Here is a 17,078-nt window from a genome sequence, read left to right as displayed (position 1 = left end):
AAGCGGCTCACCCATGCGCGGAATCGCCTTGGACGTGCGCGGTCGCTCAGTCGATGCGATAGACGCGCGCGCCCGGCGTGTCGTCATCGATGCGGAAGAACCAGCGGCCCGCGGCGCCAGGCACGATCTTCACTTCCGGATTCTCGCGCGGCTTGTTCAAGGTGTAATGGCCCTTGAGCACTTTCCATGTCTGCCCGTTGGCGAGTGTGAACTCGGTGCCCGGTTCCCATCCGCGCAGCGTGCCGACGACGCGCGTGAGGATCACGCCCTCGTCGTAACCGAAGAACGATTTGCGTTGTTCGCTGCCTTCGGCCGGCACGGTGGCGACAGGTGCGGGCGAAGGCGCGGCAGCGGCCGCAGCTTGCGCGTCGTCCCGCAGCAGTTGATTGAGCAACGCGAGTTGTTCCGGCTTCAACGTGTCCAGCCCGGTCGCGTGCATCTGCTCGGGCGTGAAGCGTTTCTCCAGATCGATCCACGGCGCGGCAGCCCACGCGACGCACGCGATCAGCAGCAGCAGCATCGGCAGCCAGCGGCGATGTTGGGTGGTCATGCGATTTCCTCCGCGGTTCGCGTCGTCGGCGCCGGCGTGCGCGCGCCATACACATTGAGGACGCGCTGCATCAGCGCGTCATGGCTCCATGCACTTGCATCGCGCGGGCCGGCGGCGGAGAGCAGGGCGCGCAGCTCGGCATCGCGCAACACGCGCGTGACCTGCGCCGCGAATCCTTCAACATCTTCCGGCGCGACCAGCGCCGACGCCGCATCGCGCAACACCGTCGCCGTGCCCATCACCGCGGTGGAGACGATCGGCACGCCGAGTGCCATGGCTTCGATCAACACCAGGCCCTGCGTTTCGGTGGGCGAGGCGAACAGGAATGCATCCGCGCCGCGATAGCAATCCAGCAAGGTCGTGCGGCGATCGAGATTGCCGAGGAACAGGACATGCGCCTCGAGCCTGCGCTCGCGCACGAGTCGCCGCAGGCGCGGCGCGTCGGGGCCTTCGCCGGCGATCACGAAGCGCAGCATCGGGAATTCGGGCACGAGGTGTTGCACGACGTCGATCAGGAAGGCGATGTTCTTCTCGACCGCCAGACGGCTCACCGTCGCGACGACCGGCTGCACGTCCTTCAATCCGTGGCGTGCGCGGAAGGCCGCGCGATCACCGCCCGTGAATTCGGACAGGTCGATGCCCGTCGGCAGCACGGTGGCCGGTGTGTCGATGCCGTAACGGCGCAGCACGCCGGCCATTTCGTCCGTCGGAACGATCAGATGATCGACCTCGCGGCACAACTTGCGCGACAGGCGCCGCGCGAGGAAACGCGTCAACACCGGCGGACACCACGGCAAGTAGTGCGCGACGTATTCCTCGAAGTACGTGTGGTACGTCTCGACGACCGGCGCGCTGCAAGCACGGCCGACACGCACGCCCAGCGCATGCGCGCGGAAGGGCGTGTGCACGTGCACGACATCCCAGCGCCGATGCGCCAGGCGTTCGAATACCGCGCGCAATGCGCTCGACTTCATCAACCGATCTTCGGGATCGAAGAAGATCGTGCGCGCGGGCACGCGGATCACATCGAACGCCGGCCCGAACTCCGCATCGCGCTTGGCCTGCTCCTCGCGCTGCGCATTGCCGTAATCCGGCGCGACGAGCACCACGCGATGGCCCAGTGCGACCAGCGCCTTGGCGAAGGTGCGAATCGACGTCGAGACGCCGTTGATCCGCGGGAAGTAAACGTCCGACACCATCAGGATGTCCATGCCGATCACGGTATGGCAGTCCTGTGACACTTTTGCGACGCGATCAGGCCGCGAGGCTGTTTTCGGAAGGCAATGCGGGCGTGAACACCGGTCGTGGCCCGATCCGCGCGAGCGTGGCGTGCGTGTGCGACAGCAGGCGCAGCGTGCCGTCGTGGTCCTCGACGAGCGCGGTCAGCGACTCGACCCAATCGCCATCGTTGGCGTAGACCAGGCCATGGCGCACTTCGAGCGCCGCGCGATGGATATGTCCGCACACGATGCCGTCGAGCCCGCGACGCCGCGCTTCGGACAAGCCCGCCTGGCGATAGCGCTCGATGTAGCGCTCGGCGGCGTCGCTTCGGCGCTTGAGGAATTCCGCCAGCGACCAGTACCGCATGCCGACCCGGCGTCGCGCACGATTGAGCAACTGATTGCCGGTGAGGATGCGGTAGTACAACCAGTCGCCGAAGCGCTCCTGCAGATTGCCGAACTGCGTCTGCGCATCGAACTCATCGCCGTGCACGACGAGCAGACGGCGCCCGTCGACGGTGACGTGCACCGCGCGCCGCCGCACGCGCATCGCGGGCAGCGCCAGGCCGCAGAAGCGGCGCATCGGACGATCATGGTTGCCGGGGATGTAGACGATGTCGGTGCCCGCGCGACGCAGCGCATGCAGGGCTTCGATCACGCGCTGGTGCGAGGCTTGCCAATGCGCGCGCCGATGCGAGAGCCACCACAGATCGACGATGTCGCCAACGAGGTAAAGGCGATCGCAGCGCAAAGTTTCGAGGAACACCGCGAGTTCCGCAGCGTGGCAGTGCTTGGAGCCGATGTGCGTGTCGGAGAGAAAGGCGGTGCGCCGCGCTGGCGGCGGAAGCGGCACGGCAGCGGACGATGCGGGCATGCGCATGCGGACTCCGGTCGTGGTGGTCCTGTGCCCAGCCTGCTGCCGCTCGGCGACACGCGCGTGACACGGTGGCTGCGCCTGCATGACAACGCAGAAGGCCGTCCCGCTTGTCATCGAACGATCACATCGCCCGACTAGCCTGCCGCGCCTCAGAGGGAAACGCCATGCGACTGTCCAAGACCGACAAGGCACGCGATGCACTGGGCGCCGCGGGAAAATCCGGTGCGGTGGACTTGCGCGATCGGCAGATCCTGATCCTCGCCGACGGCAAGCGCACGCGCGCGGAATTGATCGCGATGCTCGGCGCCGAACGCGTGCCATCGATCGATCGCCTCGTGCGCGAAGGCTTCCTCGCATCGGCGGACAGCGCGCCCGTGATTGTGCCGATCGCGCCTGCATCCGTAGTTGCGCCCATGCCCGCTTCGGTACCGACGGCAAAACGCCGCTCGCTCGCCGCCGCGAAGATGTACCTCATCGACATGCTGCAGTTGCAGCGCACGCCCACGTCCGCCGAACTGCGCCTGGCCATCCAGTCCACAAGCGACCCGGTGCTGTTGCTCGATCGCTTGCTGGAAGCGCTCGACTATCTGGTCACTTCGACAACGCCGAGCTATGGCGAACGCGTGTCTGCGCGCTTCGCCGAAGTCGTCCCAGAGGATGCGTTGTCGCGCTTGCCGACGCTCGCGGCCTGAGCCGACGAACGCTGGGCGTCGATTGCGCGAAGCACGTCCAGCGTCGCAGGCGTCCACACGCTCCAGGTATGCCCACCATCGCGCACGAACACCTGCTTGGCATGCAGCGCCGGCACGAACAAGGGCATCGCCTTGCGTAGGCGATCCTCATCGCCGTACGCCAACCAGATGCGTTGGCTGCGCACGGGATCGTCCGCGAGCTGTTTGATGTAACGCCACACATCACGTTGCCAACTCTGCTCGGTGAAACCTTGCGGCGCACCGCCGTTCCACTGCCGCACGCCGCCGGCCTTGTCGATTTCCAGGAGCAGGTCGAAGTCGCCCAGGTACGGCGCGAGCAGGATCATGCCGTCGAGTTCGCCCGGGAACTGCGCGTCGTACATCAACGTGCCCATCCCGCCCATCGACGCGCCGGCCATCCACACTTCGCGATAGCCACGTGCGCGCAGCGGTTCGATCACTTCGGTGCGCAAACGTTTCAGCGCATCGCCTTCGCGATAGAAGTCGAGCGTGAGTTCGGCGAACACCACGTCCGCGCCCGGCCACGCCTGGTGGATGGAATCGGCGACGCCGCTGTCCTGCAGGCGACGCAGGTCGTCGGCGCGACCGGGCAACACGACGACGAGACGATCGGCCTTTCCGCTGGTCGCGGGGACGGTTGCGATGGGAATCGGCTTCGAGGGATCGCCCTTCGCCACGCAGGCGGACAGGAGCGCGGCGACGAACACGGCCTGCAACACACGGAACATGGCGGTCATCCTTGCATCGCGCACGATGGGCGCGACGCTCGCACGGGGCGTCATCATCGCGATGTGAATGCGCCATCGCCGAACTCGGCGGCGACTGATGCGCGTGTCGAAAAGTTCCGTGCGTCGTGCACATTCGACTTTGTGCAAGCGACCGATGTTCATCGTGCAGTTGAAGTAATAGGTGCGATTGCGCGCTGAATGCGCGGACGTGTCACATGTTTCTCATGTAACCAATTGCAGACTGTGCGTGCCGGCGAACAACATGCCGGAGCATTGGTAACCAACGGAGTAGAAACCACGATGGCCAACAATCAGAACGACCGCAGCCAGCAGAACGCGAGCGGCCAGGATCAACAGAAGTCGCAGCAAGGCATGCCCAAGGACACCGGCACGCCGAACAAGGAAGCCCAGCAGAAGAGCGACAGCGACCGCGACATGCAGGCCGGCAAGTCCGATACGGATCAGGCGCGTAGCAGCGACCAGAACCAGAAGCGCTGACGCGCAGCACCAATCGCAGTAAACAGCCTCTGATCAGGGCTCGCGACGGGAAGGCCGAGAGGTCTTCCCGTCGTCATGTGCGCGACGGCTATTGCCCGCCGGCGAGGGTTTCGATCACGTCGCGACCGTAACGCTCCAGCTTCGCGACACCCACGCCCTGGACGCGCGCGAGGGCATCGAGATCGCCTGGTTCCTGCAACGCGATCTGTCGCAATGTCGCATCGTGGAAGATGACGTAAGCCGGCACGCCCTGTTCGCGTGCGACGGCGCTGCGCCACGCCCGCAAGGCTTCGAAGCGCTGCGCGGCCTCGTCGGAGAGCTCCGCAACGACGTCCGCATTGCGCGACTCGCGCCGCTTCGGCGCCTTCTCCGTTTCCGCGCGCAAGGTCAGCGACGTCTCGCCCTTCAACAATCCCGCGCTCGCCGACGTCAGTCGTAAGGCACCATGCCCTTCGACATCCACCGCGAGCCAACCGCCGGCGACGAGTTGACGGAAAACGCTGCGCCATTGCTTGGCATCGAGTTCGGTGCCGATGCCGTAGGTGCTGACGTTCTCGTGCCCGAACTGGAACACCTTCTGCGTCTGCGCACCGCGCAACACGTCGATGACGTGCGCGGCGCCGAAGCGCTGCCCGGTGCGATACACGCACGACAAGGCCTTCTGCGCCGCGACCGTGCCGTCGTAGCTCCGCGGTGGCGCGATGCAGTTGTCGCAATTGCCGCACGCACCCGCGTGCGCTTCGCCGAAGTACGCAAGCAGGGATTGGCGACGGCACGCAGTCGACTCGCAATAACCGATCAACGCATCGAGCTTGCGACGCTCCAGGCGCTTGCGCTCTTCGCCCGATTCGGATTCCTCGATCATCCGCTGCAACAGCACGGCATCGCCGAGGCCATAGGCCATCCACGCATCCGCCGGATCGCCGTCGCGGCCCGCGCGGCCGGTTTCCTGGTAATAGCCCTCGAGCGATTTCGGCAAATCGAGGTGTGCGACGTAACGCACGTCGGGTTTGTCGATGCCCATGCCGAAGGCGATCGTCGCGCACATCACGATGCCGTCTTCGCGCAGGAAACGCCGCTGGTGCGCGGCGCGTTTCTCCGCATCGAGCCCGGCGTGATAGGGCAGTGCCGAGATGCCCTGTGCGACGAGGAATTCCGCGGTCTGCTCCACCTTCTTGCGCGAGAGGCAATACACGATGCCCGAGTCGCGCGTGCGTTCGCGCAGGAAGTCGACGAGCTGCCGGCGGCTGTCCTGCTTGGCGACGACGGTGTAACGGATGTTGGGGCGATCGAAGGAACTGACGAACTGCCGCGCATCCTCCAGCGCCAGGCGCTCGACGATCTCGCGCCGCGTGGGCGCGTCCGCGGTGGCGGTCAATGCGATGCGCGGGACATCGGGCCAACGCTCGTGCAAGAGCGTGAGTTGCCGGTACTCCGGGCGGAAATCGTGCCCCCATTGCGAGACGCAGTGCGCCTCGTCGATGGCGAACAACGCGATGCGCGCGCGTTCCAGCAACGAGAGGAACCGCGGCGTCAGCAAGCGCTCCGGCGCGACGTAGAGCAGATCCAGCTCGCCATCGGCGAACGCGCGTTCGACCGCCAGCGCGGCCCCGGCATCGAGCGAGGAGTTGAGAAACGCCGCCTTCACCCCCAATTGCCTGAGGGCCTCGACCTGGTCCTGCATCAGCGCGATCAGCGGCGAGACGACGATCGCCGTGCCCTGGCGCAACAAGGCGGGCAACTGGTAGCACAGCGACTTGCCGCCACCGGTGGGCATGAGGACCAGCGCATCGCCGCCTTCGGCCACATGCCCGACGATCTCGCCCTGCACGCCGCGGAAGGCGTCGTACCCGAAAACGTGGCGGAGGGTGTCGAGGGCGCGCTGCATGGTGGAAGGGTAGCAGCGGCGTCAAGTGCGATGGCGCCGAGTTGTCGGCAAAAGCGGGGAATGGGGAATGGGGGAATGGGGAATGGTTACTCGCGTATTCCCCATTCCCTATTCCCTATTCCCGCCTTTTCGTTACTGCAGCAACGCGCGCAACATCCACGCGTTCTTTTCATGCACCGCCAGGCGCTGGGTGAGCATGTCGACGGTCGGGTCGTCGCCCGCCTTGTCGGCGATTTCCAGCGACTTGCGATGCGCGCGCGCCACCGCTTCGTTGCCCACCACGAGCTGGCGGACCATTTCGCGCCAGTCGGTGTGCTCGACCTTGGTGCCCGGCTTGATGCTGGTCAGGCGCTGGAAATCGTCGTAGGAGGCCGGCACGTTGTAGCCCAGGGCGCGGATGCGTTCGGCGATTTCGTCGAAGGCCATCCACTGCTCGTTGTACTGGGTCTCGAACATCGTGTGCAGGCTGTTGAACATCTCGCCCGTGATGTTGAAGTGGAAATTGTGGGTCTTCAGGTACAGCGTGAAGGCGTCGGCCAGCGAGACCATCAGGGATTCGGAGATCTTCTTGCGGTTCTCGGCGCTGATCCCGATGTCGATGTCGGGGGCGTTGCCGCCGACCTGCGGGTCTTCTTTGAGGGACTTGGCGGGGGTGGCCATGCGTTTGGTGCTCCTTGGCGTCAGGTTGCGATCACAATAGTGGGGCGGGGTTGGCGACGGAAATCGATTGTTGCTGGCGTCGCGATTGATCTGGTCAATGGTGTTAGAGTGTATGGAAACCGGTGCAAAGGGCGCGTCATTGCAGGGCAGGCGGGCGATCGACGGCGCATCGTCGAAGGATCGCGGCCGCCTGCTGGGGCTGTGGAACCGCTGGAACGCCAAGCCCGGCGATGAGGCCGCGCGCGAGGCCTTCGCCGTCGCCCTGGCCCGCTCGGTCGAAGCGCGCGAGCTGCGCGCCGCCCGCCTGCCGCAAGCGGCGGTGGATGACACGCTGCCCATCGCGGCCGAAGCCGAACGCATCGTCGAGCTGATCCGTCGCCATCCGGTGGTCGTGATCGCGGGCGAAACCGGATCGGGCAAGACCACGCAGTTGCCGAAGCTGTGCCTGGCCGCCGGTCGCGGCGCCGCGGGCATGATCGGCTGCACGCAGCCGCGGCGTATCGCCGCACGCGCGGTGGCGCGGCGCGTGGCGGAAGAACTCAAGGTGCCGGTGGGCGGCGCCGTCGGCTACCAGGTGCGTTTCACCGACAACGTCTCCGAGCAGACCGCGGTGAAGTTCATGACCGACGGCATCCTGCTCGCGGAGATCCAGTCCGACCGCTGGTTGTCGGCCTACGACACGATCATCGTCGACGAAGCGCACGAACGCAGCCTCAACATCGACTTCCTGCTCGGCTATCTCAAGCAACTGATCGAGCGCCGCAAGGACCTGAAGATCATCGTCACCTCGGCGACGATCGACACCGCGCGTTTCTCCGCGCACTTCAATGATGCGCCGGTGGTGAGCGTCGAAGGCCGCGGTTATCCGGTGGACGTGCGCTGGCGCCCCATCGAAGGCGAGGGCGAGGACGCCGGCGATCGCACCGTGCTCGACGGCATCCTCGGCGCGTGCGACGAGATCGCGCGCGACCATCCCATGGGCGACACGCTGATCTTCCTGCCCGGCGAGCGCGAGATCCGCGACGCGCATCAGGCGCTCGAACGGCGCAAATATCGCCACACCGAAATCCTGCCGCTCTATGCGCGCCTGTCCGCGAAGGACCAGGATCGCGTGTTCAATCCCGGCCCGAAGCGGCGCATCGTGCTCGCGACCAATGTCGCCGAGACCTCGCTGACGGTGCCGCGCATCCACGCGGTCGTCGATCCGGGCCTGGCGCGCGTGAAGCGTTACAGCCCGCGACAGAAACTCGATCGCCTGCACATCGAACCGATCAGCCAGGCGAGCGCCGACCAGCGCAAGGGCCGCTGCGGACGCATCGCGCCGGGCACGTGCTATCGCCTGTATTCGGAAGCCGATTTCGAATCGCGCGCGCGCTTCACCGATCCGGAAATCCGCCGCGCCGCATTGGCGGGCGTGATCCTGCGCATGCTGTCGCTGGGTCTGGGGCGCATCGAGGAATTCCCGTTCCTCGAACCGCCGGAACCGCGCGCGGTCGCCGATGGTTGGCAGCAACTGCTCGAACTCGGCGCGATCGAAGAAGCCGACAAGGGCGCACGCAAACTCACGGCCATCGGCCGCACGATGGCGCGCCTGCCGGTCGACGTGAAGCTCGCGCGCATGCTCATCGCCGCCAACGAACGCGGCTGTTTGCGCGAGATGCTCGCGATCACCGCCTTCCTCGGCATCCAGGATCCGCGCGAACGCCCCGCCGACCAGCGCGGTGCGGCCGATGCTGCGCACGCGGAGTTCGCGGATCAGAAGTCGGAGTTCGTCGGCATCGTCAAGTTGTGGGATGCGTATCGACAGGCGCACGAAGACCTCACGCAATCGAAGTTGCGCCAGTGGGCCGAGAAACACTTCCTCGGCTTCCTGCGCCTGCGCGAGTGGCGCGAACTGCATCGCCAGCTGAAGTTGCTGTGCGACGAACTGGGTTGGAACCAGAACGCCGAAGACGCGCCGTATGCCGACCTGCATCGCGCACTGCTGACGGGCCTGCCGACGCAGGTCGGCAACCGCGGCGACCGCAACATCTACGACGGTCCGCGCGGACGCAAGTTCCAGTTGTTCCCCGGTTCGCCGCTGGCGAAGAAACCGCCGCCGTGGGTGTTGTCGGCGACCTTGCTCGACACCGAGCGCGTGTGGTCGTTGACCAACGGGACGATCGAGCCGGAGTGGGCGATCGATGCGTTGCCGCATCTGCTCGCACGTCGCCAACACGATCCGCGCTGGGCGCGCTCGCAGGGGCGCGTGGTCGGCAGCGAACAGATTTCCCTGTTCGGCCTGGTGCTCGCGCCGAAGCGGCCGATCCATTACGGCGCACTGTTCCCGGAAGAAGCACGGCAGATCTTCGCGCGCGATGCGCTGGTCACCGGCGAGATCAACACACGCGCCGCGTTCCTGCCGCGCAACCTCGCCACGCTCGCGAAGGCGAAGGAAGAAGAAGCCAAGCAGCGCCGCACCGGCCTGGTCGTCGACGAAGACTGGCAGGCGCAGTGGTACCTGGATCGCTTGCCGGCGCACGTGCACAACGCGCAAGCGTTGGATGCTTGGTATGCGCGCTTGCCGAAGGAAGAGAAGCTGTCGCTCGATTGGTCGCTGGCCGACCTGATGGTGGGCGACGAAAGCGATGCGACGCGGTTTCCGCCCTATTTTCCGCTGGGCGAGGCGCGATTGGCGGTGCGCTATCGCTTCGAACCCGGCGCACCCGACGATGGCATGACCGTCGTGGTGCCGCTGCATCTGCTCAACGCGCTCGATGCGGCGCGATTGTCGTGGCTCGCGCCGGGCTTCATCGTCGACAAGGCGACGGCGCTGATCAAATCGCTGCCGAAGGCCTTGCGGCGCAACTTCGTGCCGGCGCCGGATTTCGCGCGCGCGTTCGCCGAAGCGTTCCCGCAACCGACCGGCGATGCGATCGAAGGCGAGCTTGCGCGCTTCCTGCAGAAGCTCACGGGCGTGGCGATTTCGGCGACGGAGTTCGATCCGGCATCGATCGAATCGCACCTGCATGCGAACCTGCGGTTGCTCGATGTGGCGAAGGGCAGGGAAGCGCCCGTGCTCGCCGAGTCGCGCGACCTCGCGGACCTGCGCGCGCGCTTCGGCGCCCGCGCGCAAGCCGCTTTCGCCGCGCGCGCCGCGGAAGGCCTCGCGCAACAGGGGCTGGTGCATTTCCCCGAACAACCGATTCCCCCGTCGGTGCCCGGCGCCGGTGGCGTGCCCGCGTATCCCGCGCTCGAAGATCGCGGCGAATCCGTCGCGCTCACCGTGCACGCGAGCCGCGAGGAAGCCGATCGCCGGCATCCGCAAGGCGTGCGTCGCCTGCTGCGCCTGGAACTGGCGGACAAACTGAAGCAGGCGCGCAAGCAACTGCCGATCCAGCCGAAGCTCGCGCTGTTGTACGCCGCGATCGAATCCGCCGCGCCGCGCGATCTCCCCGGCAACGACTCCGACCGCCTGCGCGCCGATCTGATCGAAGGCGCGTTCGCAGCGCTCGCGGCCGATGATCTTGAACACGTGCGCGATGCCGCCGCCTTCGACGCGCGTCGCGAGGCGATCGCCAAGGGCCTGTTCCCCGAAGCGATGGCGCGCCTGCGCCAGGCGGAAACCATCCTGTCGCTCGTCGCCGAGGTCCGCGCCGGCCTGGACAGCAAGCTGGTGGGCTGGGCGAGCGGCAATCTCGACGACATGCGCCGCCAGCTCGCCGCGCTGGTCCCGCCGGGGTTCCTGCGCGACGTGCCCGCGCCCGCGCTCGCCGACTATCCTCGCTACCTGCGCGCGCTGGTCCTGCGCAGCGAGCGTGCGTTGCGCGACCCGGCCCGCGACCAGGCCCGCATGCTCGAACTCAAGCCCTTCGCCGACGCCGTGGCCGATGCCGCCGCCGACGCATCCCTCGATCCCGAATGGCAGGCGCTGCGCTGGGACCTGGAGGAATTGCGGGTGTCGCTGTTCGCGCAGGAACTGGGCGCGCGCGCGGGGGTTTCGCCCAAGCGGCTCGCGGCGCGCCTGGCCCGCCTGCGCGGTGCATGAACGGCGCTGCCGCGCCCTTCGCACCCGGCGCGGTACTGTAGGGCTGTCGCAGGATCCAGACCTTTGAGCAAGCTCACTCCCCTCACATTGCCCGCTTTGCTGGCGTTGCCGCCCGCCGACGCCATCCCGCAACCGTTGCGCGACGCGATGCTGCAGGTGGACGGCGACCCGTTCGCGGATGCGCCGGATCCACCGGCAGTGCTCGTCGATACGCTCGGTTCGCTGGCCCGTCTCGGCGCCGACCCCGACGTCACGACGGCGGCGATCCTGCGCGCGTTGCCGTCGGTGGAAGTGAAGCTTCGTCCGCGGATCGCAAAGGACTACCCGCAGATCGCAGCCCTGCTCGAAGGGCAGCGCGCCGCCGTGCAGGTCTGGTCGCTGCACGCCGAACAACACGGGCACGGCAACAGTGAAGGCCTGCGCCGCCTGCTGCTGGCGATCGTGCGCGACCTGCGCGTCGTGCTCGTCCTGCTCTCGCGTCATCTCGCGCGACTTCGCCTGGCGGCCACCGCGCCGCCGGACCAGCAGCGCGCGCTCGCGCAACTCACGCGCGACATCCATGCGCCGCTCGCCAATCGCCTCGGCATCTGGCAGTTGAAGTGGGAACTCGAAGACCTCGCGTTCCGCTATCTCGAGCCGGAGACCTACCAGCAGATCGCGCGCCTGCTCGACGACAAGCGCAGCGGCCGCGAGCGCTACATCGAGACGGTGAAGGCCACGCTGCGCGACGCACTCGCCGCCTCGGGCATCCGCGGCGAAGTCGCCGGCCGCCCGAAGCACATCTACAGCATCTGGCGAAAGATGCAGAAGAAGAACGCGCCCATCGGCGAGCTCTACGATCTGCGCGCCTTGCGCGTGTTGGTCGACGACGTGCCGGCCTGCTATGCGGTGCTCGGTGTCGTGCACGCGCTGTGGCTGCCGGTGCCGGACGAGTTCGACGATTACATCGCGCGCCCCAAGCGCAACGACTATCGCTCGCTGCACACGGCGGTGATCGGGCCGGAAGGCAAGACGCTCGAAGTGCAGATCCGCACGCACGAGATGCACGCGCAGGCCGAACTGGGCGTCGCCGCGCACTGGAAATACAAGGAAGGTCGCGCGGCCAGCAAGAGCCAGGACGCCGCGATGGAAAAGCGCATCGCGTGGATGCGGCAGTTGCTGGACAGCACGGGCGAGGAAGCGAGCCTGCTGCGCGAACTCGACACCGAGCTCGCCGAGGATCGCATCTACGTGCTCACGCCGCGTGGTGAAGTCATCGACTTGCCGCAGGGCGCGACGCCGATCGATTTCGCGTATCGCCTGCACACCGACGTCGGCCATCGCACGCGCGGCGCGAAAGTCGACGGCCGCATCGTGCCGCTCGATCACGTGCTGCGGAGTGGAGATCGCGTCGAAATCCTCACCGGCAAGGTCGCCGAGCCGCGGCGCGACTGGCTTGTGCAATCCAACGGCTTCCTCGCCAGCGCGCGCTCGCGCGAAAAGGTCCGCAGTTGGTTCCACAAACTCGATCGCGCGCGCAACCTGCAGGCCGGTCGCGAGTTGCTCGATCGCGAACTCAAGCGCCTGGGTCTTGCGAAAGCGGATCTCGCGCCGGTGTTGTCGCGTTTCAACGTTTCCAGCGACGACGAACTCGTCGTGCTCGTCGCACTGGGCGACGTCGGCCCGCACCAGGTCGGTCGCGCGCTGCTCGAACACGAGCGCGCACTCGCCGAACCCGAGCCCGTGCATTCGCCCGTCGTTTCGCGCGCGCCGGCGAAGAAAGGCCGCTCCGACTTCACCATCGCTGGCATGGGCAATCTGCTCGCGCAGCCCGCGCGTTGCTGCCAGCCGTTGCCCGGCGAACCGATTGTCGGGTATCTCACGCGCGGCAAGGGTATCTCGGTGCATCGCGCCGGTTGCGCGACATACCTGCGCCTGGCCGCCGCGCAACCGCAGCGCGCGATCCCCGTCGAATGGGGCGGCGTGGGCGGTGGACACGATGTCGATGTCGTGCTGCTCGGCCTCGACCGCAAATGGCTGCTGAAGGATCTGACCAACCTGATCGCGCAGGAGAACGCCCACGTCGCCGCGATTTCCACCGATCCCGAGCGCGGCACGGGCCGCGTGCGCCTGAACCTGCGGCTGCGCGTGTCCGACTACGGCCAACTCTCCGCGCTGCTCGGCAAGCTCGCTGCCGTGCCCGGCGTCGAAGACGCACGGCGCGCGACCTGACATGGCCCGCGTGCGCGTCCGCGATCCGCTCCGCCTCCGCTTCCTCGACTGGGTGCGCCGCTGGCCGCCCGCGTTGCGTCGGCGCGTGGAATTCGGCGCCGTCGGCCTGCTCGGGCTCGTCGTGCTGATCGTCGCCTTCCGGCAACCGATGTCCGATCGCCTCTATCCCGAAGCGCAGTACCAACAGACGCTGGATGCTGCCGCGCGCGCATTGCAGGCGGGCAAGCTCACTTCGCCCGACGGCACCGGCGCGCGCGAGCTGTATGCATCGGCCCTGGCGATGGATTCGGATCGCGACGAAGCGCGCGCCGGTTTGCAGCGCGTCGGCGAAGTCGCGCTGGCGAAAGCCGACAAGGCGACGGATGCGCGCAAGTTCCAGGAAGCACACCTGGCCTTGCGGCTCGCGCGCGAACTCGCGGTGCCGAGCGCGCAGGTCGATCGCATCGAAGAGCGCCTGCGCCAGCACGAAGTCGACATCGTCGCCATCGACACGCTGCTCGCCGATGCGGCGGCCGCGCGCCAGGCCGGCCATCTCGACGGCGATCCGAAAGCCGCGCTGCCGCTGTACAAGGAAGTGTTGTCGATGCAGCCGTCGAACAACACCGCGCTCGAAGGCCGCGAGGACACGCTCTCGCAACTGTTGCAGCAGGCACAGGCGCACCTGCAGAAGGGCGAGTTCGAGGACGCCGGTGCGCTGGTGGCGCGCGTGCGCGATTTCGACCCCGGCCACGTGGGCCTGCCGGATGCACAGGCGGCGTTGACGCAGGCACGCGACAAACAGCGCGCGCGCGGCGATATCGCGTTGCGAGGTAAGAAACTCGACGCGGCCACCGACGCGTATCGCGCCGCACTCGCGCTGGATCCGAACGATGCGCAGGCGCGCGACAACCTCACGCGCCTGGCGGCCGCATGGGCGGCACGCAGCCAGCGCGCGGCGTCGGATTTCGATTTCGACGAGGCGCAGCGAGCGCTCGACCTGGCGCGCATGATCGATCCGAAATCCCCGGCGATCGGCGAAGCCGAGCGCCACCTCGCGCAATCGCGCGAACGCGGCGAACGCTTGCCGGCGCGTGCATCCACGCCCGGTCGCATCGCCGAAGTGCGGCGCCTGCTTGCCGGCGCCGCGGAATCCGAAGCGCGTGGCGACCTGCTCACGCCGCCCGGCGACAGTGCCTACGATCAAATTCGCCGTGCGCGTGCACTGGCGCCGGACGATCCTTCGGTGCGCGCCGCGCAAGCGCGCCTGTTGCCCGCGGCGCGCACGTGTTTCGACGATGCGCTGCGCGCCAATCGCCTCGTGCGCGCGGAAGGCTGCCTGGATGCGCGCGAACAACTCGGCGACAGTCGCGCCGGCGTGTCGGAGGCGCGCAATCGCCTCGCGATGCGTTGGATCGCGGTGGGCCAGGAACGCCTGGGCGCAGGGGAAATCTCGACGGCGCAGCGTGCGTTGACCTCCGCGCGCGCCCTGGATCCGAATGCCGAAGGGCTCGACGCCTTCGCCGAGCGCCTGCGCCTGGCCTCGCGCCGCTAGGGCTTGCCGAGCAATACGCGGCGCACGACGTCGCGCCCCGCGTCGAGCGAGAAATGCTTCTCGACGTTCACCAGCGCGTTGTCGCGCAGGCGCGTCCACAAGGCTTCGTCTTCGTAGAGCCGCACGATCGCATCGGCGAAGCCTTGCGCATCGTCGGCGACCAGCGCGTCCTCACCCGCGCGCAGATGCATGCCTTCGACCGCGCACGACGTCGCGACCACCGGTTGCCCGTGCGCCATGCTCAGGTTGACCTTGCCTTTCACGCCGGCGCCGTAGCGCAGCGGCGCGATCGCGATCCGCCCGCCACGCATGAAGGGATCGATGTCGGGCACGTGGCCGTGCACGATCACGCCGTCGATCTTGCCCAACGCAAGGATCGCGTCCGTCGCATGGCTGCCGATGCAGTGGAAGCGCACGTTCGGCAGGCGCGCGCGCACGGCCGGGAAGATCGCTTCGACGAACCACCGCACCGCATCCACGTTCGGCGGATGACGAAAACCGCCGACGAACACGAGGTCTTCGCGATGCGCGAACGGATGCCCCGCGCCCGCGATCTGGTGCAGGTTCGACAGGATCTCGACTTGCGCGCCGGGCGCATCGATGGCGAGCAATTTGCGTTCGACATCGCTCACGACCAGCGTGGCGTCGCTGCGCGCGATGACATCGAGTTCGAGCGTCCGCGTGCGCAGCGCCATGCGACGCAGGGCCGCATCGTTCACCAGGTCCGCGCCGCGTGCTTCGCGCAGGTAATGCAGGTCGACGGTGTCGAACACCACGCGCGCCTGCGGGGCGTGCTTGCGTGCGAGAGGAAGGAATTCGGAGGCGACGTAGTGGCGGCTCAGCACGATCGTGTCGAAGCGGCGCCCGTGTTCGCGGAACCACGCCGGTGCGCGCGGTGCGAACGGCGCGTACCAGCATTCCACGCCCAGGTGCTGCAGCGCGTGCGTGGCGGCGCCGTCGTTCGCGCGATTGGCCGGCAGGAAGACGACGTGCGCGCCTTCCTCGCGCAGCAAGCGCATCAGGTTCACCAGGCGCAGCGAACCCGAGTCGTGGTCCGGGTGCGGCGTGAGTGCATCGATGATCAGTACTTGCGGCGAACGTGCGTGCAGCACGGCCGGCGTCGGAATCGTGCCGGGCGCGGCGTGTGTCGCGAGCGTGTCGCGCCAGCGGGCTTCGAACGTGACCTGGTTGCGCACCTGCGACGCCTTCGGGCCGACGTTGACGTCGGTGCCCGCGGTACCGCCTTCGTCGTGCACGACCACCGCGTCGGGCTGGTACAGCACGCGCAAGCCGCGTGCGCGCACGGCGAAGGCGAGGTCGGTGTCTTCGTAATACGCCGGCGCATAGGCGTGGGCGAAGCCGCCGAGTTCGGCGAACAACGCGCGTGGCAATGCGATCGCCGCGCCGCTCGCGTAATCGCAATCGCGGACGTAGGCGTAGCGGCAATCCTCGCGCGATGCGCGGCGGCCGTAGTTCCAGCCGCTGCCGTCGGCGAACACCACGCCGCCGGCTTCCTGCAAACGGCCATCGGGATAGAGCAGTTGCGCGCCGACCAGGCCGACGTTCGCGTGGTCGTCGAAGGTGCGCAGCAACGCGTCGAGCCAACCGGGTTGCGGAATCGTGTCGTTGTTGAGGAAGACGACGTATTCGCCGCGCGCGAGCGATGCGCCGTCGTTGCAGGCGGCGATGAAGCCACCGTTCTCGGCGCGGCGGTGGTAACGCAGGCCTTCGACGTGGGGCAGGGCGTCCGGCGTTTCGTCGGTCGATCCGTCATCGACGACGATCACCTCGGCCCGGATCGCCGGCGGATGCGCCGCCAGCGCGCGCAGGCAGGCGAGCGTGCGCGCGAACTGCCCGTAGACCGGGATCACGATGCTCGCGCGTGGCGCCGGTCCGCTGACCTGCAGCGTGTCGGGCAATGCGAAGGGGGCGAATGGCGCGACATCGGGCCGATACAGCGGCGCGCCCTTCGTGGCGGGCGCAGGTGCGAACCGCAGCCGCGCCTGCGCCAGCGTCGCCGACCACCCGCGCGTGCGCAGGCTCGCCAGCCCGCGCGTCGCCAACCCGACGGCGCGTCGCAGGAAGAACCGGGCATCGGCCGGGGTCATCGACATGCCAACACAACTCCGGCTGAAGAAAGGGGGATGGGCCACGGGGCGCGAACTGGCGTGGACA

Annotated in this window: 12 protein-coding genes; 5 read left to right on the top strand and 7 right to left on the bottom strand. The window is 67.6% G+C overall.

What is annotated here, in order from left to right:
* Positions 1 to 46 precede the first annotated feature (46 nt).
* The 3 genes from GN331_RS16860 to GN331_RS16030 are packed head-to-tail and all read right to left on the bottom strand — an operon-like array spanning position 47 to position 2,650.
* Positions 47 to 550 carry a hypothetical protein gene (locus GN331_RS16860; RefSeq protein WP_231734549.1) on the bottom strand — a complete coding sequence of 168 codons (504 nt, stop codon included), beginning with the start codon at positions 548 to 550 and terminating at the stop codon, positions 47 to 49.
* Positions 547 to 1,761, bottom strand: coding sequence for a glycosyltransferase (locus GN331_RS16035; protein ID WP_156643300.1), 1,215 nt, complete (start codon positions 1,759 to 1,761; stop codon positions 547 to 549). Before GN331_RS16035 ends, GN331_RS16860 begins: the two co-directional genes overlap by 4 nt.
* Before the next feature lie 43 nt (positions 1,762 to 1,804).
* Positions 1,805 to 2,650, bottom strand: a complete 846-nt coding sequence (locus GN331_RS16030; RefSeq protein WP_425489310.1) for a UDP-2,3-diacylglucosamine diphosphatase — start codon at positions 2,648 to 2,650, stop codon at positions 1,805 to 1,807.
* Positions 2,651 to 2,811: 161 nt separating this feature from the next.
* On the opposite strand from GN331_RS16030, the gene GN331_RS16025 reads away from it, so the two are divergent.
* Positions 2,812 to 3,339, top strand: a complete 528-nt coding sequence (locus GN331_RS16025; RefSeq protein ID WP_156643299.1) for a hypothetical protein — start codon at positions 2,812 to 2,814, stop codon at positions 3,337 to 3,339.
* On the opposite strand, the gene GN331_RS16020 is transcribed toward GN331_RS16025, so the two are convergent.
* Positions 3,258 to 4,097 (bottom strand): alpha/beta hydrolase-fold protein, encoded by an 840-nt coding sequence (locus GN331_RS16020; protein ID WP_197427194.1) that lies wholly within the window; start codon positions 4,095 to 4,097, stop codon positions 3,258 to 3,260. The genes GN331_RS16025 and GN331_RS16020 overlap by 82 nt on opposite strands.
* Positions 4,098 to 4,388: 291 nt before the next feature.
* Between GN331_RS16020 and GN331_RS16015 the strand changes: the two genes are divergently transcribed.
* A complete protein-coding gene (locus GN331_RS16015; protein ID WP_156643297.1) occupies positions 4,389 to 4,586 on the top strand; it encodes a hypothetical protein in 198 nt (65 codons plus the stop codon).
* A gap of 88 nt (positions 4,587 to 4,674) precedes the next feature.
* Here GN331_RS16015 and recQ read toward each other — a convergent pair whose 3' ends face one another.
* Entirely contained in the window at positions 4,675 to 6,474 is a 1,800-nt protein-coding gene (recQ, locus tag GN331_RS16010; protein WP_156643296.1) for a DNA helicase RecQ, read from the bottom strand.
* Positions 6,475 to 6,606: 132 nt separating this feature from the next.
* Positions 6,607 to 7,134: a Dps family protein gene (locus GN331_RS16005; protein ID WP_156643295.1), complete on the bottom strand. Its 528-nt coding sequence runs from the start codon at positions 7,132 to 7,134 to the stop codon at positions 6,607 to 6,609.
* A 112-nt stretch (positions 7,135 to 7,246) separates the two neighbouring features.
* On the opposite strand from GN331_RS16005, the gene hrpA reads away from it, so the two are divergent.
* The 3 genes from hrpA to GN331_RS15990 all read left to right on the top strand — a co-directional run bounded on the left by hrpA (position 7,247) and on the right by GN331_RS15990 (position 14,903).
* Positions 7,247 to 11,161: an ATP-dependent RNA helicase HrpA gene (hrpA, locus tag GN331_RS16000; protein WP_197427193.1), complete on the top strand. Its 3,915-nt coding sequence runs from the start codon at positions 7,247 to 7,249 to the stop codon at positions 11,159 to 11,161.
* Positions 11,162 to 11,224: 63 nt separating this feature from the next.
* Positions 11,225 to 13,372 (top strand): RelA/SpoT family protein, encoded by a 2,148-nt coding sequence (locus GN331_RS15995; protein ID WP_156643293.1) that lies wholly within the window; start codon positions 11,225 to 11,227, stop codon positions 13,370 to 13,372.
* A 1-nt stretch (position 13,373) separates the two neighbouring features.
* On the top strand, positions 13,374 to 14,903 hold the full coding sequence (locus GN331_RS15990) for a hypothetical protein (RefSeq protein WP_156643292.1): 1,530 nt from the start codon (positions 13,374 to 13,376) through the stop codon (positions 14,901 to 14,903).
* On the opposite strand, the gene GN331_RS15985 is transcribed toward GN331_RS15990, so the two are convergent.
* A complete protein-coding gene (locus GN331_RS15985; protein WP_156643291.1) occupies positions 14,900 to 17,017 on the bottom strand; it encodes a glycosyltransferase in 2,118 nt (705 codons plus the stop codon). The two genes, GN331_RS15990 and GN331_RS15985, sit on opposite strands and share 4 nt — an antisense overlap.
* Positions 17,018 to 17,078 lie beyond the last annotated feature (61 nt).

The organism is Noviluteimonas gilva (assembly GCF_009740395.1).
Lineage (GTDB): Bacteria > Pseudomonadota > Gammaproteobacteria > Xanthomonadales > Xanthomonadaceae > Noviluteimonas > Noviluteimonas gilva.
This window is presented reverse-complemented; position numbering and strand designations above follow the sequence as displayed.

Excerpts from the sequence above, each read along its gene's own strand:
- GN331_RS16005 (WP_156643295.1), bottom strand. The coding sequence starts at position 7,134 with ATGGCCACCCCCGCCAAGTCCCTCAAAGAAGACCCGCAGGTCGGCGGC.
- GN331_RS15990 (WP_156643292.1), top strand. The coding sequence starts at position 13,374 with ATGGCCCGCGTGCGCGTCCGCGATCCGCTCCGCCTCCGCTTCCTCGAC.
- GN331_RS16030 (WP_425489310.1), bottom strand. The coding sequence starts at position 2,650 with ATGCGCATGCCCGCATCGTCCGCTGCCGTGCCGCTTCCGCCGCCAGCG.
- GN331_RS16025 (WP_156643299.1), top strand. The coding sequence starts at position 2,812 with ATGCGACTGTCCAAGACCGACAAGGCACGCGATGCACTGGGCGCCGCG.
- GN331_RS15985 (WP_156643291.1), bottom strand. The coding sequence starts at position 17,017 with ATGTCGATGACCCCGGCCGATGCCCGGTTCTTCCTGCGACGCGCCGTC.
- GN331_RS16035 (WP_156643300.1), bottom strand. The coding sequence starts at position 1,761 with ATGGACATCCTGATGGTGTCGGACGTTTACTTCCCGCGGATCAACGGC.
- GN331_RS16860 (WP_231734549.1), bottom strand. The coding sequence starts at position 550 with ATGACCACCCAACATCGCCGCTGGCTGCCGATGCTGCTGCTGCTGATC.
- hrpA (WP_197427193.1), top strand. The coding sequence starts at position 7,247 with ATGGAAACCGGTGCAAAGGGCGCGTCATTGCAGGGCAGGCGGGCGATC.
- recQ (WP_156643296.1), bottom strand. The coding sequence starts at position 6,474 with ATGCAGCGCGCCCTCGACACCCTCCGCCACGTTTTCGGGTACGACGCC.
- GN331_RS16020 (WP_197427194.1), bottom strand. The coding sequence starts at position 4,097 with ATGACCGCCATGTTCCGTGTGTTGCAGGCCGTGTTCGTCGCCGCGCTC.
- GN331_RS16015 (WP_156643297.1), top strand. The coding sequence starts at position 4,389 with ATGGCCAACAATCAGAACGACCGCAGCCAGCAGAACGCGAGCGGCCAG.